Origin of the sequence: Paenibacillus sp. GCM10012306 (genome assembly GCF_042649265.1) — a bacterium.
In the GTDB taxonomy this organism is placed as follows: Bacteria; Bacillota; Bacilli; order Paenibacillales; family Paenibacillaceae; genus Paenibacillus_AQ.
Map to the genome: position 1 here is coordinate 250,523 of NZ_JBHRYW010000008.1, position 21,109 is coordinate 271,631.

A 21,109-nucleotide genomic window follows, 5' to 3' on the forward strand; every position below is an offset into this window, starting at 1 on the left:
TATGTTAATGTCGCTAAATATAAAAAAGTGCTCCACCAGCTTGTCCGAAGCTGTGGAACACTTTTTATTCGTTGATGAGGTTGCTTGATAGTTTATCAGTAATCACACGATCAGCGACCGCGGACTTCTCTGAGTTTTCTTACCGTGGTTACAGATTTGGTGACTTCCTCTTTGGCTGGCCGGTTGGTCTCTCTGGAGATGCTGAGCATGATACCCATGGCCATCAAGGTTACCAGCAGTGAGGAGCCCCCGTAGCTGATGAACGGAAGTGTTACACCGGTGAGTGGGATCGTATTGGTCACACCACCGATGTTAACAAAGGCCTGAATGGCGATCATCCCCATCACTCCGATTCCGACAAGCGTCCCGAATGGATCGGTGCACCTGAGCGCAATCAGGATTCCCCGCCATAAGAAGAATAGGTACAACAACAGGAAGATGGAGGTTCCAATAAAGCCTAACTCTTCACCGATGACGGCAAAGATAAAGTCAGTTTGCGGGTAGCGGAGGTAATGCAGCTTCTGAACGCTTTGTCCAAGTCCAGAACCGCTGACGCCTCCTTCGCCTAGAGCGGTCAGGGACTGCAGGATATTGAAGCCACTACCTTCAGCGACCTCAAAGGGATCGAGAAAGGCGTCGATCCGGCCTTTTTTATAATCCTGCTTGACGACGACTTCACCGGAAGGTGGAGACAGTGAATCAATAGCGGCCTTGGCGCCCAGAACAATTCCGACGCCGAGCACAAGCAGAGCAATCGAGCCCATAATATGTTTCATACTGGCGCCGCCTGCATAGATGACCAGCCCGCTGGTGGCCACCAGGATCAAGCATGAACCAAGGTCAGGCTGCATCATAATTAAGCCTGCAACGATACCAACTATGACCATGACCGGTATATACCCCGTGCGGAGATCCCGAAGGCGTTCCCCTTTTTTGGTAATCAGGGCAGCTAGGTAGAGAATAATGGTTATTTTGGCAAGCTCGGTAGGCTGAATCCCAAGTCCCATGATATTAAGCCAGCTACTTGCGCCGTTGATTCGTTCGGTAAAGGCCACGAATAGAAGCAGAACAATAGTCACGAAGAACATAGGTGCATACCATTTTTTAAACTTGCTATAGTGGATATTCATCGTCACGAACATAGTGACTATTCCCAAGACAATCCAGATGATCTGACGTTTAACAAAGTAGAGCGGATCATTTTTGAAGAAAAGACTGGAGCTTGCGCTGAAGACCATAATCAGTCCGAAGCCGACAAGCAGCAGGGTCAGAATCAATAACAGGAAGTCGGGTGTTCCTCTTTTGGGCAGGTTGACTTTGGCATTCGTCTTTCCCTTACGGTTACTCAAGCCTCAAGCAGCTGCTTCAATTCAAGGATCCGCTCTGCTGCAATATCCAGTACAGGCTGCGGTACCGGTGATTCGTATTCTAGTCCATGAGGGAAGGTTGCTTTGCCAAGGTATACAGCCTCAATGGCGAGAACCGCATCGGGCTTTTCCAGCTTCCCCTCGACTGCGCGTGTGTTGACACGCAGGAAGTATTCTCCGCCGTTCTTCCGGTCTTCAATCTTGCAGTCGTATGTAGCCCGGTAATATTCCCATTGCCAGCGAATGAATCCGGCCTTTTCTGCACTCTCGTCCAGATAGAGAAGGTCGCTTCTTAAGCCTACGAGGCCCGTGTTCTCAAATATCATAGCGCACTTATCCCCCTTATAAAGTATAATGATTAATTTGTTTATCCGCTTACAGACGTTCATTCTCATGATAGTATGTTTCCAGAGGTTCTGCAAGACAGGGTTTAGCCATACATACCCAGTTTTTTTGCTTTCTGCTACAATAGAAGAAATATAGCCGCTTAGGCAAGGTGATCGTGTGTAGTACGCTGTCATCTTAGTGCCAAGGCTGGTTGTCTAGGAAGGGAATGGAGCAGGCATGAAGCAGCCAACAGTTGAAGCATTGATGAACGATATGGTGGAGTGGCGCCGTCATCTGCACAGCCATCCTGAGCTGTCGTATCAGGAGAAGGAAACATCGGCTTACGTAGCGGCCAAGCTGGAAGGCTTCGGCATTGAAGTTAGAAGAAGTACGTCTAGTTACGGCTTGACAGGGATTCTTAAAGGGGCTCGGCCCGGCAAGATTGTTGTCCTCCGTGCAGATATGGATGCATTACCGATACAGGAAGAGAACAAAGTGGAATATGCCTCAACCAAGAGCGGGGTTATGCATGCTTGTGGTCATGACGGGCATACAGCAATTTTACTAGGAGCAGCAGCCTACTACAGCAGCCGGCGCAGTGAAGTGGAGGGGGAGATCCGCTTCCTCTTCCAGCCTGCTGAAGAAGTGTGTCCTGGCGGGGCTGTTGGCATGATTGCCGAAGGCGTGCTGGAAGGGGCGGATGCTGTCTACGGCTTGCATCTGTGGACACCACTGCCTGTCGGGACAGTGGGCAGCGCCCCAGGTCCCCTGATGGCGTCAACCGATGAGTTCTTCATCAACATCATCGGTAAAGGCGGTCATGGCGGCATCCCGCATCGTGCTGTAGACAGCATAGTTGCGGCAGCAGCTCTGGTGACACAGCTCCAGAGCATCGTTAGCCGATCCGTTGATCCGCTGCGCCCGGCTGTGGTCACCGTGGGCACCATTCAAGGCGGGACCGCCCAGAACATTATTGCGGAGCAGTGCCGTATAACAGGGACGGTTCGGACCTTTGATGATGAGAGTCGTCAGTTGATCCGGCGCAGAATCGAGGAGATAGCACTGGCTGTTGCCGCTACATACGGAGCGGAAGCGAAGATTGAGTTCATGACTGGATACCCGCCGCTAGTGAATGACGAACAAGAGTTCAACCGATTTAAGTCAACAGCTCCTGGAGCGCTGGGTGAAGAAGTGCAGGTTGTGACGCTGGAGAAATTGATGCCAGCGGAGGATTTTGCCTATTATTTGCATCATATACCTGGCTGCTTTATGTTTGTAGGAGCAGGCAATCCCGATAAGGATGCTATATATCCGCATCATCACAGCCGCTTTAATTTTGACGAAGACGCTATGCTGCACGGCATTAAGCTGCTGATCGCCATGACGGATTCCCGGCTTAAAGATACAACCGAAGCATAATGCTGACCTCGACTGGACAACCTAATCGCTGAACTATGCGAGATTTAGGAGGGATTCCAGTTGAAAAAAATTAAGGAAGTTATGACAGCAGGACCGGTGACGGTTACGCAAAAGGATAATATTTATGAGGTTGCTGTCAAGATGAAAGACAATGGTACCGGCTTTATTCCCGTGGTCGATTCAGAAAGCAGCAACCAATTAATCGGTGTTATAACAGACCGTGATCTTGTCATCCGGGGGTATGCTGCCAAGCATTCAGGCTCCACTGCTGTGGAGACGGTGATGAGCAGGGATCTGCGTACGGTGACAGAGGACACTTCCGTAGATGAAGCTGCGGAAATAATGGCTGCGGGACAGATTCGACGTCTGCCGGTGGTCAATGGCAAGAAGCTGATTGGTATTGTGTCCATCGGTGACTTGGCCGTACGGAATATCTTTGCCGATGAAGCGGGAGAAGCGCTTAGTAGCATCTCGCAGCAGACCTTGCATTAAATACTAATACAGGAAGCTCATGTCCGTGTTCGCGGAGGTGGGCTTTTTCCTGTTATTCCGACAACAGAGTGTGTACATACTGCTCATAGAATAGTTTATTGCGAGGAGGGAAGGGTCATGAATGAGACAGGATCCTGTATTGTACGTAGGGACCGGACGGTGCTGCTGGATTGCGCTCATCCAGGCTCTCAGGCAGCAGGACGGAAGCTGGCGGTATTTGCTGAACTGATCAAGAGTCCATCAGCTTATCATACTTACCGAATAACGCCCTTAACTCTGTGGAATGCAGCGGCGCTAGGGGCTACCGCCGATAACATTGTTGAACAACTGCATAAGCTCTCCAGATGGGAAATTCCGGCGGGATTGGAGGAGGAGATCAGACTGCTTCTGTCCCGATATGGAAAATTGACGCTTCACAGCTCAGGAGATGAGCCCGGACATATCGTCCTTAGGAGCGAAGAGCCTGCGCTGCTTGATGAGCTGATGGTCGGCAAAGTACTAGGAGATATGGGGCTGTGGAGGACGGGACCGCAGGACTTAACTTGCAAGGCGGCGCTGCGGGGAGAATTAAAGCAGGAGTTGACCCGGCTGGGATATCCTGTTCTTGATTATGCCGGATACCATGAAGGACAGGCGCTGCAGGTGAAGTGGAGAGGTGAGGGAGAGTATGGAATCCCCTTCCGACTGCGGAATTATCAGCAAGAAGCGGTGAAACAATTCCAGGGAACCGTCGGCAGTGGGGGGAGTGGGGTGGTCGTGCTGCCCTGCGGAGCTGGTAAAACAGTCGTTGGCATGGCCGTGCTGGAGGCTCTCCAATGCGAAACACTAATTCTTACCTCCAATACTACATCTGTCAGGCAGTGGATAGAGGAGTTAGAGCGATGTACGAACTTGACGGAAGATGAAATCGGTGAATATTCGGGGGAAAAGCGTCAGGTACGACCGGTAACGGTCGCCACCTATCAAATTCTCACTCACCGCCGTTCTAAAGGCGGACCTTTCCTGCATATGAGCCTGTTCAATGAACGGAACTGGGGACTGATTATTTACGACGAGGTTCATCTCCTGCCAGCCCCGGTGTTCCGGGCAACGGCGGAAATTCAGGCTACACGTCGACTGGGTCTGACTGCAACCCTAGTCCGGGAAGATGGTCGGGAGGGGGATGTATTCTCCTTGATCGGGCCGAAGCGCTATGAGCTTCCATGGAAGGTGCTGGAGCAGCAAGGCTGGATCGCCTCCGTGGAATGTACTGAAATGCTGGTCCCGATGAACCCGGAATGGAGGAGGGAGTACACCTATGCAGGGAAAAGAGAGAAATTCCGTCTTGCGGCTGTGAACCCAGCCAAGATAGATGCAGCCTCCCGGCTGTTAAAAGCACATCAGGGGGCGGGTGTGCTGGTCATCGGACAGTATTTGGACCAGCTGACACAGCTCTCAGCTGCCCTGGGAGCGCCGCTCATTACGGGGAAGACTCCGCAGCGGGAGCGGGGAGAGTTGTATGCCGCCTTTAATGAAGGCACCCTCCCCGTGTTGATCGTGTCCAAAGTGGCGAATTTTGCGGTGAATCTGCCGGATGCTTCCGTCGCGATTGAGGTGTCCGGTGCGTTTGGGTCCCGGCAGGAAGAGGCGCAACGGCTTGGGCGCATCCTAAGGCCGAAGGCGGGAGAGAACAAGGCGTATTTCTATACGCTGGTATCTGGAGACAGCCGCGAGCAGGAATTTGCTAGACAACGTCGGATGTTCCTGACGGAGCAGGGTTATGAGTATCAGGTGCGCAGCGAACAACAGTCTGGGGAGGAGATCACATGAAGGATTTGACACCTGATGCGCTGGAGCTGCTAGGCAGAATCTGCGCGGTGTACGGTGGTCAGGCTTTCGAAGAGGGTAAAGAAGAACAGCTGCGGCCCGCATATCTAAGCCGGGCGGAGCAGAGGCTGGCGCTCTCTGAGCTGCGCCGGGCCGGGCTGCTAACGGCCCGGCAGAAATTATGGGGGGAGAAGCTGTATCATATCACGGCAGAGGTTCTGGATGCCGTGTCACTCCACTTCTACCCCTATAGTCCGGCTCCGCTTGCGGCCGGTGATGTAAGTCTGTTGGTGGAAGCCGGACCGGGACTGTCCGGTGAGCTATTCCGGGCGCTGCTGTTCACCGCCCGGGAAGGACTGCCCATGACGGCCAAGGGCAGTATTCACAAGAAGCAAGTCAGCCGTCTTGCTGGGCAGCTATCATTCGGAGATGAGCATCTGCAAGGCCTGACAGCGCTTGGTTCGGACCTGGATCAAGGCCGTAGGCATGAACGAGGGTACGAGCGAGAGCACGTGCAACTGCAAAAGTCAGGACAACAGACAGGATTAGGACGTGAGCAAGGACGTTCATTGGGTCAAGGACGAGCTGAAGGAAAAAAAGGTGGGCGAGACCAAGTACGAGACAAAGGACAGATTACAGGTCAAGCAATAGACCAAGTCACAGGCCAAGTTAAAGGTCAAGCTACGGGTATAGCAAAAGGCCAAGCCAATGGCCAAACCACAGGTGACTATCCGCTTGCTGTGACGGTCATTGTGGACCTTATGCTGAGCCTCGGGCTGATCAGCCAACAGGAGAATGGCTATGCGCCTGAGCGGGAAGCACTGAGGAACTGGTTGCAACTGCCGGAGCCGCAGATGAGCGGCATCCTGTACGAAACGGCAGCCGAACGTTACGGCAGCCGGGAGCCGGCCCAGCAGCATTTCCGGCTGCTGCTCTCCCGCCAGGACTTCTTGCCCGGCCAGTGGTACGCTCTGGCCGGGGTACTGGACTGGCTGGCGGCGATGAATCCCGCCGCCCTGCTGGAGCGGCTAGCCCTGGAAGTGGCCTGTCTCGCTTGGCTGCGCGCCCTGGCCGGCTTTGGCTGGGCCGAGCTGGGCAGCTTGCGCACCGGGGAGCATTGCTTCCGCTGGACGGCTGCAAAGCCGCAGCTTCAAGACGTCCGGCCTGCTCCTTCCGGCGCAGCGGAAGAACAGGCCCTGGCGGCCGCCTTCATTGTCCAGCCCGACTTCGAGGTGCTGGTACCCCCAGAAGTTCCTTATGCCATGCGCTGGACACTGGCCGCCTGTGCGGAGCTGCTCGAGTGCGATGTGCTCTGGAGCTTCCGCTTGACCCGGGAGATGCTGGAGCATGCTGCGGTTCAAGGAATGCCGCCTGGGGAGGTCATCTCCTGGCTGCAGGAGCATACGACCGGCGGACTCCCGGAGCAGGTAGAGTATTCGCTGAATCAATGGGGCCAGGGGATCGGCCGTACAGCCATTACCGATGTCCGGCTTCTGAGCTGTCTTAGCGAGGCAGAAGCGGAGATGGTCGCCGCCCATCCCCGGCTGCAGGACAAGCTCACCCGCCTTGGCCCGCTGCATTTTCTGGTGCAGCGGGCGCAGGAGAAGGATGTGCGCCAGGAGCTGGCGGAGGGAGGCCTGTCACCGCAGGGAACGATCAATGGGCGGGAGCCAGAGCGGGCAGCGGAGATGCCGCTGTATCACCGAGAGGAACAACACCCCCCTGCAGCCTATGCTGTGCCGCCCTGGGAGCAGGGCCTGCTCTCTTCCGTGAGGGGGAATCCGCTTCGCCATTTGCCTCTCGCTGATGCGGAGCTGGAGGCTTCATTTCTGGCGGATGAGGGGCAGGTACCGCCCATGTGGAGCCGGGAGTGGCGCGTCTATCATGTCACGACGGCAGAGAAGGTGATGGAGCAGGGCCTGCGCTGGGGCGTGAAGGTGCGAATGTCTTTGCAGGAGCAGGAATGCCACTTCATTCCTCATCGTATCCAGCGTAATCCGTGGCGTGTGACGGGGCATCTGCTGCGGGATTCTGGCCATGAAGTAGAGGAAGTGGAATTGACGGCAGCGGCGTGGAACGAAATACAGCTTATTCTCCCAGCGGCTGCTAGAAATTCCTCTTCTGCTGGAGCAACCGATTATGTTATGATAGAAAAGTCTACTGCTAATGGTAGAACATTAACATAGAAGTGAGTTGAAGTTCATGAGCGTAGCGGAGATTAACACGGTTGACATGGCCGAAGTGCTGACATACGCCTATGAATTGGGCGATATGATTAATCAATCCGCCGAAGTGTCGGATTATCTATACTGGAAGGGTCAGGTGGATGCTAACCCGCAGATCCAGGCCATGGTTAGAAAGCTCCAGAGCAAGAAGGATCTATTCGAAGAGACCCAGCGGTTTGGGCATTTCCATCCGAACTATCATTCCGCCAAGGATGAGGTGCTGGCTGTGGAAATCGAGCTGGAACAGTTCGAGGCAGTTGTCCGCTTCAAGACAGCAGAGAAGACACTGGATGACATGCTGCATTCCATGTCGGAAGCGATTGCTTTTTCTGTATCGGAGAGCATCAAGGTTCCAAGCAATGATCCGGCGCCCAAGGGCGGTTGTGGCAGCGGCGGGAAGTGCTCCTGCGGATAGCGTCACCAGAAGAGAGAGAAAGGTTGGATGAGACTATGTTTCCGGAACGTACAGGATATATTGTTTGGGTCAGCGACGTTAAGGCGGCGCGCAATCTGGAGAAATACGGCACATTGCATTATGTGTCCCGGAAGATGCATTATGCAGTAATGTATGTTAATTCGGATCGGGCTGAGGAAGTGATGAAGAACGTCCGCAGACTTTCCTACGTACGGAAGATCGAACGTTCTTACCGTAACGAACTGAAGACCGAGTATACCAGCAACGGACCGGACAAGAGCCGTTATTACGGGCTATAACTGTTGCCATATGGACAGGCGCTATGCGCCTGTTTTTTTGTACAACGGTAAAGGTTTATTGGGGGCAGCAAGTTAGCATCTGTACGGGAACAGTAACCTGTCTCTTTTGGAGACGCGCGCCCTTTCTTTTTACACAGTTTATCGCGGGTTAATATAACCTGTGTATGCTGAGTGATAGTCACCTAGGGAGGAGGTTTTGAATCTATGTTGCTCCAGATAGGGGATATTGCGGAGCATATTACGCAGATTTCTCCTGCCAGCAAATGCGAAACCGTGGATCATATTTTCAAAAGTGATCCCCAGCTTCAAGGAGTGGTCGTGGTCGATAACGAATATCCGGTGGCCCTGATCATGAGAATTCGCTTCTATCAGCAGATCGGAACCTTGTACGGGTATACATTGTATATGGGAAGACCAGTTTCACTGGTGATGGACCAGGATCCGCTGATTGTAGAATACAAGACACCGATCACCGAGGTGAGTAAGCTGGCCATGAACCGGCAGGTGGAGAATTTGTACGATAATGTTATCGTCACCCATGAGGGAAAGATGTTTGGGGCCGTGAGCGTCAGGGATCTGCTGCTGAATTTTGCCGAAATCCAGGCGATGGCAGCGAGCTATCTTAATCCGTTAACAGGTCTGCCTGGCAACATGAGCATCAATGAATGTCTGGTCAAGTGCCTGCACCAGGAGCGGTTCAGTGTACTCTATATTGACCTTGACCACTTTAAGGCCTATAACGATACATATGGTTTTAAGGAAGGCGATCGGATGATTCAGACAACCGCCGAGATTGCGAAGCACTGTGCACTGCGTCTGGAGGGTTTCCTGGGTCATATCGGTGGCGACGATTTTATCGTTATCATTGACAATCATCACTATACCGAGGCTTGTAGAATTCTCATTGAAGAGTTCGATGCAGCAATTAAGGATTTCTATCATTCTCAGCATCTGGCTCAGAAGTATGTTCTGACAGAGGATCGCTCGGGGGTTGTCGGGGAAATCCCGCTGGTGTCCATATCCGTTGCGGTGGTAACGAATCGGTTCCGGCAGTTTGATTCCATTGAGGAGGTTGCCGGGGAAGCCGCACGTATCAAGAAAAAATGCAAACTGGTGCCAGGCAGCTGCTATGTCGATGATGCGGAGCCAGTGCATGTAAAGTAGTTTTGGGGTGGGACAAGGCCCCTGTCACAATAAAGATATATCATAGTACGTGAGTAATTCTCCATACAGAGGTCAAGGTGCTTGTACAAGCTGCGGCAAATGAGGTAAGATGACAACAATAAGTGCATGCCTAGACGGTGGAGTGTGATGATGATGCGCGACAAGGGTACGGAACGGTGGGGCACCTATGAGCCCTTCCACATCATGCTGAATGACTATAGGGTCGCAGATATTGTGATCACGAATCATGCAAGAAGCCGTTACCTGGACCGGATTAGCGAGGAGGCTGCCGACCCTGGTCAGATTGCTGCCTGGTTATGGCAGTGTCTGAAGCAGAAGCGGATGAAGGCCTATTCCGGCAGCGAACAGAGTGCGTACCTCATTGATGACGATGTGGTGATCATTGCCGAATTCACGGCACTGGAGGGTGAACGAACCGTTTCCGGCCATCCGTTGTATATCATGAACGTCATTTCGTTCCTCGGCTCCCTCTCGAAAGCTCCCGAGCTGCGGGACTTGAAGCAGTATTATTCTTGGCTGCGTCATTCCCGCCGCATGCAGCTAGCTAGAAAAAGCCGTAAACGAAGATAGCGGGTACAGAAGCAGGGGCATGCGGTGTAAGCCGCATGTCTTTTTTATAACCCGCTAGCTGGCAGAATCAGAATGGACGAAGGAGTTGCGAGCATGAATTTTCATCAGCTGCATATTTTTTATACCGTGTCTGAGCGTGGCAGCTTCTCAGCGGCTGCACAGACGCTACATATGACCCAGCCGGCTGTCACCATGCAGGTGCAGGCGCTCGAAGACTATTTTGGAGCCAAGCTGTTCAATCGTACCACCAAAAAAATAATGCTGACCGAGGCCGGTCAGACCCTTATGCCCTATGCGCTGCGCAGCCTTGAACTTATGCGCGAGACCGATCAGGCGATGTCGGAATTTACACATATGCTTGAGGGACGACTCCAGCTTGGGGCCAGTCTGACGATTGGGGAATATGTCCTGCCCAGGTTACTGGGCCCTTTTGGCAAGGAATATCCCCACATCTCCATCATGATGAAAGTGATCAACACCACGCAGATCATAGAGGAGATTACGAAGCACCAGTTGAATTTCGGTCTCATTGAAGCCCCGGTGACCCACCCGGATATGGTGATCGAGCCTGTTATGGGGGATGAGCTGAAGCTGATTGTACATCGTGACCATCCGCTGGCTGAGAGGGAAGAGGTAACGCTTGAGGAAGCACTGGCCTATCCGTTTATATTGCGCGAGCGGGGTTCTGGTACACGGCGTGTCATGGAGGAACAGCTTTTGGCCAAAGGCCTTGATCCCTCGTCTATGAAAATTGTAATGGAGCTGGGCAGTACAGGAGCTGTGAAATCAGCGGTGGAAGCTGGACTCGGCATTACGATGATCTCGACCTCCTCGGTGAAGCATGAAGTCACGCTAGGTTTGTTGAAAATTGTGAATATCTCGGATGCGTCGTTCAAAAGACAATTCTATGCGATCCATCTCAAATCAACGTTGTTGCCGATCTCGGCAGTCACGTTCCTGACTTTTTTGCGGGAGCATGCTGGCGTACACTGACGGGAATACTAGATTAGCAGGAACCTATTAACCTGGAACGGAGTGGCACTATGGAAATTGACACGAAGCATAAGGAAGACAAGATTGCAGAGCGTTCCGCCCTTGCGGGCCGCTGTGATCTGCATACGCATACACAGGCTTCTGACGGCATGCAGCCCCCTGCGGAGAATGTTAGACTAGCGTGGGCGAAAGGACTTGGCGCGGTGGCGATTACGGATCATGATACGGTGGCGGGCATTACGGAAGCGCTTCAGGCTGGAACCGAGTACGGTATCACGGTGGTGCCAGGCGTGGAAATCAGCACACGTGCCGGGGGCAAGGATATCCATGTATTGGGTTATTATGTTGATCCCGGTGATGAAAGGTTCCTCTCTCGTCTGGCTGGGCTTAGAGAGACCCGTGACCGGCGTAATGAACAGATTGTTGGCAAGCTGCAGGAGCTAGGCATCGGAATTACTTTGGACAAGGTAGTAGCAGGCATAGGGCGGGAACTGCGGCCAGATGAGAGTGTCGGGCGTCCACATATTGCTGATGAGCTGGTTCGGCTGGGCGTTGTGCAAAATATGCGGGAGGCCTTTGACAAGTATTTGGCCGAAGGGGCTGCAGCCTTTGTCTCACCGCCTCGTATTTCCCCGGAAGAAGCTTGCACGTGGATCGGTGAAGCCGGCGGTAAGGCAGTGCTGGCCCATCCGGGACTCTACGGTGATGATGAACTGGTACGCAGCATTCTACAGAAAGGGGCCTTTACCGGCATCGAAGTCTATCATTCGGATCATGGACAGGAGGAAGAAGCACGGTATTTGGCGATGGCACAGGATTACAGTCTGGCCGTGACCGGGGGTTCGGACTTTCATGGTGAGCGACAGGGTGTTGTTTTTCACGGTGAGCTCGGTAATGTTAACGTTTCTGTAGATGTGCTGGATCAGTTAGGAAAAAGATAGAAAGTAAAAAGAGAAAAGTAGAAGGTAAAAGCTAAAAGCTAAAAGCTAAAAGCTAAACGCTAAAAGCTAAAAGCTGAGCGTGTCCAAGGTAAAAGATTAACCTGGCTATTATAGCCAGGTACATATGCCATCAATAGAAGAGCCTCCGGCCCATCTGCATATTGTCAGATGATGGCTGGAGGCTCTATTTTTTTGACATGTGCTGTCTATTTCAATTAGCTTCTCAATGTATTCGGCAGGCCCTTGATCATGTATTCCACCGGTGTCACAAACAGGGTCTTCTGATGATCATAGATGACATATCCCGGCTTGGAACCGCTCGGCTTACGCACATGGCGGATCAGGGTGCAATCCACCGGAACACTGCTCGATTGCTTGGCCTGGCTAAAGTAGGCAGCCAATTGCGCAGCCTCTTCCAGCGTGGCATCCCCGAAGCTCTCGCTGCGGATAACGACGTGTGAACCCGGTATGTCTTTGGTATGTAGCCAGGTATCGTTCGGTGAGGCCAGACGGTTCGTTAGGTACTCGTTCTGCAGATTATTTTTGCCGACATAGATGTCGATGCCCTCTGAAGAAGTGAATACCTGAAGGGTAGGGCGGGTCGCTTTTTTCTTCTTCTTGCCTTTCTTGCTTCGATCCCGCAAATATCCCTGTCCTACCAGCTCGTCGCGGATCTCTTCGATATCATTCAGCGAGGCGTGATCGAGTTGCTGCAGCAGGCTCTCCATATAGGTGATCTCTTCATGCGTTTTGATCAATTGTTCATCAATGACTAGCAAGCTGTTCTTGTACTTGTTGTACTTCTTGAAGAAGCGTTGTGCATTGTCTGAAGGGTTCAGGAGCGGGTCAAGCGGAATCGTAATCTCTGCCTGATCCTCATCATAGTAGTTGACCAGCACTGCCTGCTTGTCACCCTTGGATACCGCATGCAATGAAGCGAACAGCAGCTCGCCCCAAATCCGGTAGCGATCCGCTTCCTGGGCTTCCTCCAGATCCTCCTGCAGCTTTGCCAGCTTCTTGATATTCTTCGTCCGTTCGTTGGTCAGGAAGCGGATTAGGTCGCTGACCCGCTGCTTGACGGTATCCCGTTCGGCTTTGTCTCCGTAATAATCCTCCATGCACTGGCTGATGGATTCATAGTGTTTCGCCTGCTCATCCGGGAGAGTGAGAGGAATCGCAGAGAAGATCAGCTTGCCTCTTGCATTAGCACCCGAAACTGGAGAGAACGACAAATTCCGTACCGGTTCCATGACCGAGTTAAAGGCGTTCCATAAGGTCTCTGCCTCTGTTGTACCAGCTGCCACTGTATCAGTGGCTTGACGATAGCGATGCACAATCTCGCCGGCGACAAGTGGGCTAAGACCACTAAAGGCATGCACGATCCACCCCACAGGGTCAGCAGAAGGTGCCGGTCCGCCCGAACCGTCTTTTTGCGGTGCTAGCGAGAGCTCATCAGACTCGGTTTCGTCAGTGGCAGTGACTTGCAGAGCGGCGTCTCTCTCAGCAGAAGCAACCAGCTCCAGGAATTCCTGACGTCCCAGCTCCAGAGGATTCAGCTTGTGCTGCTGGGGTGGCTCAGTATAGGAGAAGCCCGGCATAACGATTCGATAGCTGCTGATCGAAGGCGTCACATGATGAATACCATCCACAATTGTGCCGTTCATGTCCGTAAGAATGATGTTGCTATGTCTGCCCATCAGCTCGATGATGATTTTTTTGGCGGAAACATCGCCAAGCTCATCTCTTTGCTTAATGTGAATATGAATAATCCGCTCCATGCCCACCTGGGTGATACTTTCTATTGTTCCGCCCTCACAATGTTTGCGCATTAGCATGCAGAACATCGGTGCTTCAGGTGGATTGATGCTGTTTCTTTCCGTGAGATGCAGACGGGGATAGGTCGGGTTCGCAGACAGCAGTAGCTTCCCTCCGCCTCCCTGTCCTCTCAGAATAAAGATGAGGTCATGTGTGTTAGGTTGATATATTTTGCCTATGCGTGACCCTGTAAAGGCTTGCAATTCCTGCACAATAGCCCGGGTAACGATTCCGTCCAATGCCATGATATAGATCTCCTGTCGCCATAAAATTGAAATTGTTATCCCTCTATGATGCCATACTTCGCGGTCTTCGTGCAAAAGGAGAAGTCTGCAGGGTGATATTTTGGGACGACCCCGAATAAACTTGGTCATGAACAGGTGGAAAAGCTGTGCGCCGCCGGAAGTCAAGAAACGACCGGGAGGGGAAAGAAAAGACATGGAACAAAACAGTTGGCACCGGCTCGGTGCAGAGGAACTGCAGAAAATCTTCGGTGTTCATCCGCAGACCGGACTCCGAGAGGAGGAGGCCACGGAAAGGCGCAAGGAGAGCGGCTACAATGAGCTGACCGAAGGCAAGGCTATCTCTCCGCTAACATTGCTGCTGAATCAATTTAAGGACTTTATGGTACTTGTCCTGATGGGAGCAACGTTAATCTCGGGTCTGCTTGGCGAGTATCTGGATGCAATCACTATTATTGCGATTATTCTACTTAACGGGGTGCTTGGCTTCGTGCAGGAGTTCAGGGCTGAACGCTCCTTGCGGGCGCTGAAGCAACTGTCAGCGCCCACAGCGAAGGTCATTCGCGACGGTAAAAGTCAGACCATTCCCGCCAAAATGCTGTTGCCTGGTGATATTCTGCTGCTGGAGAGCGGGGACCGGATTCCGGCAGATGTCCGCTGGCTGGAATGCAGCGCGCTCTATGCAGAGGAGTCTGCACTTACCGGGGAATCCCTGCCGGTGTCCAAGCATTCGGAGCCGATCCATGCTGAAGAGATTCCGCTGGGTGACCAGAAGAATATCGGCTTCATGGGAACCATGGTCACGCGTGGGACGGGCAAGGCCATCGTAGTCCGGACCGGGATGGATACCGAGATGGGCAAGATCGCGGATCTGATCCAGAACACGGACGCGCAGGAAACGCCGCTCCAGCATCGGCTGGAGCAGCTTGGCAAGATTCTGATCTATGTTGCGCTTGGCCTAACCGTCGTGGTGGTGCTGGCCGGTATTATGCACGGACAGCCCGCCACAGCGATGTTTCTGGCCGGCGTCAGTCTTGCGGTTGCGGCCATTCCTGAAGGCTTGCCGGCTATCGTCACGATTGCACTGGCGCTAGGCGTTCAGCGCATGATCAAGCGCAAAGCTATTGTGCGTAAGCTGCCTTCGGTGGAGACATTGGGCTGCGCCTCGGTAATCTGTTCCGATAAGACCGGCACGCTGACCCAGAACAAGATGACCGTGACCCAGGTTTGGACCGGGGGTCGCAGTCTGGAGGTCACGGGAGAGGGATATTCACCTACCGGTCAGATTTTGCTGAAGGGCCGTGCTGTGGAGCTGAAGAACGATCAGAGTCTGCGGCGACTGCTTCAGGTAGGCGCACTGTGCAATAACGCGGAAATCGTAGAAACCTTCCCCGAGGACCAGGGTAAGCGCAAAAAAGGTAAGGACAGTGATGGAGGCAAGGAACAGCAGGGCCAGGCCGTATGGGAGTTGAAGGGCGATCCGACAGAAGGGGCGTTGGTTACACTATCCTCGAAAATGGGGTTGACCCCGCAGTCTCTGGCGGGGACATATACCCGCGAGAAGGAGTTTCCATTCGATTCGGAGCGCAAACTGATGTCCGTTGTTGTAGAACATCCCGGCGGTCGAATGGTCTGCACCAAAGGGGCACCCGATATTCTGCTTAGCCGCTGCTCTTACTTGCTCTGGGAGGGCGCAGTGGTACCTCTCACACCGACATTGCGCCAGAAAGTGATGGATGCTAATGAGGCCATGGCCTCAGGCGCGCTGCGAGTGCTGGCCATGGCGTATCGTGATCTGCGGAAGAATGAAGGCGTAGGTGAGGATAAGGATGCGGAGTCTCAGCTGATCTTCATCGGCCTTGCAGGTATGATTGATCCGCCGCGCCGTGAGGTTCGGGACGCGATCAGTATTACCCGCCGGGCAGGAATCAAGACGGTTATGATCACCGGAGATCACGGGACAACGGCGGAAGCTATTGCTCATCAGCTTGGTATTCTGCAGCGGGGCGGCACGGTACTAACCGGTAACCAGCTTAGCCGAATGGATGACGACGAGTTGGATAAGGTGTCAGACAACGTGTATGTATACGCCCGTGTATCCCCGGAACATAAGCTGCGGATCGTCAAATCACTTCAGCGTCGTGGACATGTCGTAGCCATGACTGGTGACGGAGTCAACGATGCCCCGGCCATCAAGGCGGCGGATATTGGGATTTCAATGGGGATTACCGGAACGGATGTGACCAAGGAGGCTTCATCGCTAATTCTCGGCGATGATAACTTCTCCACGATTGTGGCAGCTATTGAAGAAGGCCGAAACATCTATGAGAACATCCGCAAGTTCATTCGCTATCTGCTGGCTTCCAATGTCGGGGAGATTCTGACAATGTTCTTCGCCATGATGCTGGGACTGCCACTTCCGCTCGTGCCGATTCAAATCCTGTGGGTCAATCTCGTCACAGACGGCTTGCCGGCTATGGCACTGGGTGTTGATCAGCCGGAGAAGGACCTCATGGAGCACAAGCCACGCGGTGCCAAAGAGAATATCTTTGCCCGCCGCCTCGGCTGGAAGATTATCAGCCGTGGCTTACTGATCGGCCTGTGCACGCTAGGGGCCTTCTGGCTGACACTGCGCATCGCGCCGCAGAATCCGGATCAACTGATTCGGGCACAGTCGGTTGCTTTTGCCACATTGGTTATGGCCCAACTCATTCACGTGTTCGACTGCCGTAGCTCCCGCTCGGTGTTCCATCGCAATCCGTTCCAGAACAAGTACCTTGTGCTGGCTGTATTGTCTTCCGTTGTTCTAATGCTGGCTGTGATGTACTTGCCAGTTCTGCAACCGGTCTTCAAGACGGTGCCGCTGAATTTCCGCGAATGGTGCCTGGTGCTGGTAGCCTCCGGCATCCCTACCTTCCTCATGGGAGCGGGCAGCGTGTGGGGCGGCAGACGCAACCGTCACAGTATGAACAGAGGCGGTCGGCCGATGATAAAAAGTACAAAAATTTCGGCATAAAGTCAATAGCATAAGCTCATTCCTTACGGTATGCTTGTTGCAGCCAAAGCCAGTATGCTAGTGTGCTGAACATCAGCGCAAGTTTATATGGCCCAATATGACAAGCCTATCTCTCAAGGAGTGACCTGAATATGGAATTTACTAAAATGCACGGACTCGGCAATGACTTTATTATCGTCTATGGAGAGCAGGAGCTGCCTGCCAATGCTTCTGAACTGGCAGTAACGCTCTGCAATCGGTTTTTCGGGATCGGGGCTGACGGACTGGTGTTCATTCTGCCATCCCAGCGCGGGGATTATATGATGCGTATTATGAACTCAGATGGATCGGAAGCGGAGCAGTGCGGCAACGCAATCCGCTGCGTATCCAAATATGTATATGACCACGGTCTCGTGAGCTCGGAGGAAATCGTTATTGAGACTATTGGCGCCGGAGAGCAGAAAGTTACGCTGAACGTGAAGGATGGCGTAGTCGAGACTGTAACTGTGGATATGGGCGAGCCAGTGCTGTCCGGCCTCCAAGTTCCGGTTGCAATCGATGCGGAGCCTGTACTGAACCAGCCGATTGAAACGGAAGGGGCGGCATTCAAATTCACCGCGGTGTCCATGGGCAATCCGCACTGTGTAATCTATGTGGAAGATGCGGTGTCCTTTGACCTGGCGACCTGGGGGCCAAAGCTTGAAGTGCACCCCCTGTTTCCGCGCAAAGTTAATGTAGAGTTCGCAACTGTTCTCGATCGGGGCCGGGTAGATATGCGTGTCTGGGAACGCGGTGCCGGACCTACGCTGGCTTGTGGAACTGGAGCCTGTGCAACCCTTGTATCGTCCGTGCTGAATGGCCTGACCGACAGAGCAGCCTGGATCAGCCTCAAGGGCGGGGATCTCTTTATCGAATGGAATGAAGAAGATAACCATGTCTATATGACAGGTCCCGCTGAAGTTGCCTACACAGGTACTGTTGAAGTGTAAGGGAACTGCTAATCGTCAATATGAGTTATGTTGTAAGCCAAGCCGTCACGTATTGTGACGGCTTTTTTATTATGCTAAGGCCAAGATCAGGCGAATAATGGAAGAGTCTGCCGCGAATAATAAGCTCCAGTGTGAGAAAGGAGGGAGAAGAGTGAACAGAAACGGCAGGTTCTGGCGTAGCAGTGAGGGCAAGAGAGAATCGTCTTCAGCTACACAAAATGGTAGTGTCAGTGGCACATCCGGGCTTAGCGCTGTACTAGATGAGACACTGGAAAATATGAAAAGTGAGCTAGGCGACAGCCCGGATCTGAAAATCCGCCATGTCCTTCTCGCCGGAGCGTCGCCAGTCAAAGCGGCTGCTGTTCATTTTAGTGAACTGGCGAATACAGACAGTGTCAACCAGTTTGTAGTCGGGTCTCTGCTGGAGGTCTCGGTAGATACTTTCAGGCAAGGTGAAGAGGGTTGCGGTAATCTGCCGGATTTTATACTCAAACGGGCCTTGGAGATCGGACAGGCAACCAGACTGGAGGCGTGGAACGAAGTCCTGCTTGCTCTTCTCTCGGGAGAGACACTGATCCTGCTTGATGGCTATTCTGTGGTGATTACCTGCGAGACAACAGGTGGAGAATGGCGCGCAGTCGGTGAGCCCAGCTCCCAGCTTGTGGTTCGAGGCCCCAAAGACAGTTTTGTAGAGTCAGTGGCTACTAATGTATCTCTCATCCGGCGGAGAATCAAATCGCCTAAGCTCAGGCTGGAGTATATGAAGATCGGCAGTGTTACCCAAACTCTTGTGGCTCTGATGTACATTCAGGACACAGTGGACAATGATCTGCTGGATGAGATCAAATTACGTTTGAACCGGATCAGAATCGATGGAGTGCTGGAATCAGGGTATATCGAAGAGCTTATTCAGGACAAGACCTTTACGCCATTTCCGACCGTCTACAATACGGAGCGCCCCGATTCCGCGGTTGCGAATTTGTTGGAGGGACGTGTGGTGCTGATCGTGGACGGTACGCCCTTTATCCTCGTGCTTCCAGCAGTCTTCACCCAGTTTTTTCAATCCTCAGACGATTATGCCCAGCGGTTTGATATTTCCCTGTTGATGCGAATTATCCGGTATATCAGTTTTATCGTGCTGATGCTTGGACCAGCTGTATACATCGCCCTCACTACCTATCACTATGAGATGATTCCAACCACTCTGCTGATTAGTCTCTTGGCACAGCGTGAGAACGTTCCCTTTCCAGCTTTTGTGGAGGCACTGTTGATGGAAGGAGCCATTGAAATTCTGCGGGAAGCAGGAGTGCGTATGCCTCGAGCAGTAGGGCAGACAGTGTCCGTTGTCGGAGCCTTGATTCTCGGCCAAGCCGTGGTGGAAGCCGGGATTATTACACCGGTAATGGTGATCGTGGTCGCCTTGACCGGGATCGCAAGCTTCGCTATTCCCGCCTATAATATGTCGATTGCGGGTAGGCTAATTCGCTTCTTCTTTCTGCTTCTGGCAGGGATGTTTGGTTTCTTCGGAATCACACTGGGCATGATTGTCCTGGTTGCACATATGAACAGTCTGCGTTCTTTCGGCATTCCCTATCTGGCGCCCATCGTTCCGCCTTCATCGAAATCCCGCAAAGATACCATTGTAAGACTACCGCTGTGGGCGAAGGGAGCTAGCAAACAGCACCCAACGGCGGTCTCCGTACCACTGGGCAAGAAAATCACCAGCGGACATGAGGAGAATCTCTCGCCCAAGTTCCTGGAGCAACATGCCGGAACAGCTGGTCCCAAGGAAGGGCGGGAACAGCATGAATAGGGTATTCCTGCGGGTAGCAGCGGCAATGCTGTGTTGCTCCATTCTACTCGGACTGACCGGCTGCTGGGACAGTGTGGAGCTGAACCGGAGAGCTGTAGTCACCGGGGTAGCAATTGACCGGGGGCCATCATTGGAGGAGAAATACGAGCTTTCCTTCCAGGTTATCGTTGCGGATGAGATTTCGGGCAAAAACGCCCGAGGCACCTCGCCCGTTGCAGTCTATACCGGCAGGGGCCGCTCTATGTTCGAAGCACTTGCTGATGCTTCTCGTCAGACGGCTCGATTTCTGTCATTAGGCCATGTCCGGGTGCTGGTCATCTCCGAGAAATTCGGGAGAGAAGGCATCAAAGACGTTATGGATGCATTGGAAAGGGAGAGTGAGACGCGCCTGACGAGTTATATGTTCATCTCCAAAGGACAGGCGGCAAAGGATAGTATGACCACCATGACGGTGTTCGGCAAGATTCCAGCCAATGATCTGGTGGAGAAGCTGGAGACCACCTCAAAGCAATTTGGCTACAACTTCAAGATGGAAGTGGATGATGTGGTCCGGGGGCTTCAGATTCCGGGTGGAGGCCCACTGATCAATGGCGTGCTGCTCTCCGGGGATGAGAAGAAGTCTGATACCAATGACAATCTAAAAAGCATTGCGCCAAAAGCAACACTGAAGGTGACGGACATAGCCGCTTTTAAAGGGGACAAACTAGTGGGCTGGCTGGAAGGCAGTGAAGCTGTCGGTACAGCGTTGATCAAGAACAAAATCACACAGATGCCGCTGCTGCTCAAAAGCGGGAAGGGAAACTACATGGCGTTTAACGTCTATCTCTCACAGGTCAAGATTGCGGCAGAGGCTGACAATCCCGAAGATCCCCTGATCCATATAAAAGTCACCCAGCAGGCAAGCCTTAAGGAATCTCCAAATGATCTGGATCTTGCGAATCCCCAAGTGTTAAAGGATCTCTCCAAGCTGGTGGAACAAGAAACCGAGAAGCAACTGACGGCGGCGCTGACAGCGGCCCGCAGCATGAATAGCGATTTTCTGGGCTTTGGAGAAGCCGTGGAGAGAGACAACAAGAAAGGGTGGAAGCGGGTCGAGAATCATTGGGACCAGATATTCAAAACATGCCGTGTCAAGTATGAGATTGATTCAGTAATCAGGCATACAGATATGCGCAGCAGCTCTTTTCAGGCCGATTAGTCCAGATTAAGGGGGGAG

At 52.8% G+C, this 21,109-nt stretch carries 17 protein-coding genes; 14 read left to right on the forward strand and 3 right to left on the reverse strand.

Features of this window, described 5'->3' with window-relative positions; all coding sequences use genetic code 11:
• Positions 1-110: 110 nt before the first annotated feature.
• Both ftsW and ACFORK_RS18815 read right to left on the reverse strand, forming a co-directional pair.
• Positions 111-1,349, reverse strand: a complete 1,239-nt coding sequence (gene ftsW, locus ACFORK_RS18810; protein WP_379201722.1) for a putative lipid II flippase FtsW — start codon at positions 1,347-1,349, stop codon at positions 111-113.
• Positions 1,346-1,693 carry a YugN family protein gene (locus tag ACFORK_RS18815; protein WP_379201724.1) on the reverse strand — a complete coding sequence of 116 codons (348 nt, stop codon included), beginning with the start codon at positions 1,691-1,693 and terminating at the stop codon, positions 1,346-1,348. Before ACFORK_RS18815 ends, ftsW begins: the two co-directional genes overlap by 4 nt.
• A 238-nt stretch (positions 1,694-1,931) precedes the next feature.
• Here ACFORK_RS18815 and ACFORK_RS18820 point away from each other — a divergent pair, with 238 nt between their 5' ends.
• The 10 genes from ACFORK_RS18820 to ACFORK_RS18865 all read left to right on the forward strand — a co-directional run bounded on the left by ACFORK_RS18820 (position 1,932) and on the right by ACFORK_RS18865 (position 12,039).
• The gene (locus ACFORK_RS18820; protein ID WP_379201726.1) at positions 1,932-3,113 is read left to right on the forward strand and encodes an amidohydrolase; all 1,182 of its coding nucleotides are present in this window, start codon (positions 1,932-1,934) and stop codon (positions 3,111-3,113) included.
• A 60-nt stretch (positions 3,114-3,173) separates the two neighbouring features.
• Complete coding sequence (locus ACFORK_RS18825) at positions 3,174-3,605, forward strand: CBS domain-containing protein (protein WP_379201728.1); 432 nt, start codon at positions 3,174-3,176, stop codon at positions 3,603-3,605.
• A 117-nt stretch (positions 3,606-3,722) separates the two neighbouring features.
• Complete coding sequence (locus ACFORK_RS18830) at positions 3,723-5,414, forward strand: DNA repair helicase XPB (RefSeq protein ID WP_379201731.1); 1,692 nt, start codon at positions 3,723-3,725, stop codon at positions 5,412-5,414.
• Positions 5,411-7,597, forward strand: a complete 2,187-nt coding sequence (locus ACFORK_RS18835) for a helicase-associated domain-containing protein (protein ID WP_379201733.1) — start codon at positions 5,411-5,413, stop codon at positions 7,595-7,597. The genes ACFORK_RS18830 and ACFORK_RS18835 overlap by 4 nt, the downstream gene beginning before the upstream one ends.
• A 16-nt stretch (positions 7,598-7,613) precedes the next feature.
• A complete protein-coding gene (locus ACFORK_RS18840) occupies positions 7,614-8,051 on the forward strand; it encodes a YlbF/YmcA family competence regulator (protein WP_379201735.1) in 438 nt (145 codons plus the stop codon).
• 35 nt (positions 8,052-8,086) lie between these two features.
• Positions 8,087-8,350 carry a YlbG family protein gene (locus tag ACFORK_RS18845; RefSeq protein ID WP_066372879.1) on the forward strand — a complete coding sequence of 88 codons (264 nt, stop codon included), beginning with the start codon at positions 8,087-8,089 and terminating at the stop codon, positions 8,348-8,350.
• Positions 8,351-8,554: 204 nt separating this feature from the next.
• Complete coding sequence (locus ACFORK_RS18850) at positions 8,555-9,514, forward strand: GGDEF domain-containing protein (RefSeq protein WP_379201737.1); 960 nt, start codon at positions 8,555-8,557, stop codon at positions 9,512-9,514.
• A 153-nt stretch (positions 9,515-9,667) separates the two neighbouring features.
• A complete protein-coding gene (locus ACFORK_RS18855) occupies positions 9,668-10,105 on the forward strand; it encodes a hypothetical protein (protein ID WP_379201892.1) in 438 nt (145 codons plus the stop codon).
• 93 nt (positions 10,106-10,198) lie between these two features.
• On the forward strand, positions 10,199-11,098 hold the full coding sequence (locus ACFORK_RS18860; RefSeq protein ID WP_379201739.1) for a selenium metabolism-associated LysR family transcriptional regulator: 900 nt from the start codon (positions 10,199-10,201) through the stop codon (positions 11,096-11,098).
• Positions 11,099-11,148: 50 nt separating this feature from the next.
• Positions 11,149-12,039: a PHP domain-containing protein gene (locus ACFORK_RS18865; protein ID WP_379201741.1), complete on the forward strand. Its 891-nt coding sequence runs from the start codon at positions 11,149-11,151 to the stop codon at positions 12,037-12,039.
• Positions 12,040-12,254: 215 nt separating this feature from the next.
• On the opposite strand, the gene ACFORK_RS18870 is transcribed toward ACFORK_RS18865, so the two are convergent.
• The gene (locus ACFORK_RS18870; protein ID WP_379201743.1) at positions 12,255-14,099 is read right to left on the reverse strand and encodes an Rqc2 family fibronectin-binding protein; all 1,845 of its coding nucleotides are present in this window, start codon (positions 14,097-14,099) and stop codon (positions 12,255-12,257) included.
• Positions 14,100-14,292: 193 nt separating this feature from the next.
• On the opposite strand from ACFORK_RS18870, the gene ACFORK_RS18875 reads away from it, so the two are divergent.
• The 4 genes from ACFORK_RS18875 to ACFORK_RS18890 all read left to right on the forward strand — a co-directional run bounded on the left by ACFORK_RS18875 (position 14,293) and on the right by ACFORK_RS18890 (position 21,091).
• Positions 14,293-17,112: a calcium-translocating P-type ATPase, SERCA-type gene (locus ACFORK_RS18875; protein ID WP_379201894.1), complete on the forward strand. Its 2,820-nt coding sequence runs from the start codon at positions 14,293-14,295 to the stop codon at positions 17,110-17,112.
• A gap of 131 nt (positions 17,113-17,243) precedes the next feature.
• Entirely contained in the window at positions 17,244-18,080 is an 837-nt protein-coding gene (gene dapF, locus ACFORK_RS18880) for a diaminopimelate epimerase (RefSeq protein ID WP_379201745.1), read from the forward strand.
• Positions 18,081-18,231: 151 nt separating this feature from the next.
• Positions 18,232-19,893: a spore germination protein gene (locus ACFORK_RS18885; RefSeq protein ID WP_379201747.1), complete on the forward strand. Its 1,662-nt coding sequence runs from the start codon at positions 18,232-18,234 to the stop codon at positions 19,891-19,893.
• Positions 19,886-21,091: a Ger(x)C family spore germination protein gene (locus tag ACFORK_RS18890; protein ID WP_379201749.1), complete on the forward strand. Its 1,206-nt coding sequence runs from the start codon at positions 19,886-19,888 to the stop codon at positions 21,089-21,091. The genes ACFORK_RS18885 and ACFORK_RS18890 overlap by 8 nt, the downstream gene beginning before the upstream one ends.
• The last annotated feature ends 18 nt before the right edge of the window (positions 21,092-21,109 follow it).

Excerpts from the sequence above, each read along its gene's own strand:
- ACFORK_RS18815 (WP_379201724.1), bottom strand. The coding sequence starts at position 1,693 with ATGATATTTGAGAACACGGGCCTCGTAGGCTTAAGAAGCGACCTTCTC.
- ACFORK_RS18820 (WP_379201726.1), top strand. The coding sequence starts at position 1,932 with ATGAAGCAGCCAACAGTTGAAGCATTGATGAACGATATGGTGGAGTGG.
- ACFORK_RS18830 (WP_379201731.1), top strand. The coding sequence starts at position 3,723 with ATGAATGAGACAGGATCCTGTATTGTACGTAGGGACCGGACGGTGCTG.
- ACFORK_RS18835 (WP_379201733.1), top strand. The coding sequence starts at position 5,411 with ATGAAGGATTTGACACCTGATGCGCTGGAGCTGCTAGGCAGAATCTGC.
- ACFORK_RS18840 (WP_379201735.1), top strand. The coding sequence starts at position 7,614 with ATGAGCGTAGCGGAGATTAACACGGTTGACATGGCCGAAGTGCTGACA.
- ACFORK_RS18845 (WP_066372879.1), top strand. The coding sequence starts at position 8,087 with ATGTTTCCGGAACGTACAGGATATATTGTTTGGGTCAGCGACGTTAAG.
- ACFORK_RS18850 (WP_379201737.1), top strand. The coding sequence starts at position 8,555 with ATGTTGCTCCAGATAGGGGATATTGCGGAGCATATTACGCAGATTTCT.
- ACFORK_RS18855 (WP_379201892.1), top strand. The coding sequence starts at position 9,668 with ATGCGCGACAAGGGTACGGAACGGTGGGGCACCTATGAGCCCTTCCAC.
- ACFORK_RS18860 (WP_379201739.1), top strand. The coding sequence starts at position 10,199 with ATGAATTTTCATCAGCTGCATATTTTTTATACCGTGTCTGAGCGTGGC.
- ACFORK_RS18865 (WP_379201741.1), top strand. The coding sequence starts at position 11,149 with ATGGAAATTGACACGAAGCATAAGGAAGACAAGATTGCAGAGCGTTCC.
- ACFORK_RS18870 (WP_379201743.1), bottom strand. The coding sequence starts at position 14,099 with ATGGCATTGGACGGAATCGTTACCCGGGCTATTGTGCAGGAATTGCAA.
- ACFORK_RS18875 (WP_379201894.1), top strand. The coding sequence starts at position 14,293 with ATGGAACAAAACAGTTGGCACCGGCTCGGTGCAGAGGAACTGCAGAAA.
- dapF (WP_379201745.1), top strand. The coding sequence starts at position 17,244 with ATGGAATTTACTAAAATGCACGGACTCGGCAATGACTTTATTATCGTC.
- ACFORK_RS18890 (WP_379201749.1), top strand. The coding sequence starts at position 19,886 with ATGAATAGGGTATTCCTGCGGGTAGCAGCGGCAATGCTGTGTTGCTCC.